At 40.8% G+C, this 311-nt stretch carries 1 protein-coding gene; it reads left to right on the top strand.

Translation table 11 applies throughout. The annotated features are described in order from the left end of the window. The coding region (locus FOT98_RS32795; protein WP_144291285.1) for a hypothetical protein at positions 1 to 305 on the top strand (305 nt) is incomplete at its 5' end. Between the last annotated feature and the right edge of the window lie 6 nt (positions 306 to 311).

Below are 311 nucleotides of genomic sequence, written 5' to 3'. Positions count from 1 at the left end.
GTGGTATACCTATTCCGATTAATGGGTATTGGGACGAAAGCGCTAAACAAATAAGTTTCGATTCACCATATGCCTCCTTTTTTGGCAACTTGACAATATTTGATGAGACCGCTATAAGCATTCGGCATTTCGTTTTAAGTGGACGGTTTATAATGAAACCTCCCTCTTTGCTGGCTGGTGAATATGGAAATTGGATTGCTACAACCTTTACACCCCGTTTGGGACCTCCCATATATACTAATGTTTTACCACCTGCTGGTGCCTTTTCAGTCTCAAGTATGCTCTTGGGACAGCAATTGTTTTAATTAGAC

Source organism: Bacillus sp. HY001, assembly GCF_007558965.1.
GTDB classification, from domain to species: domain Bacteria; phylum Bacillota; class Bacilli; order Bacillales; family Bacillaceae_G; genus Bacillus_A; species Bacillus_A mobilis.
The sequence above is the reverse complement of the archived record's forward strand: the minus strand, read 5'-3'. Positions and strand labels throughout refer to the sequence as shown.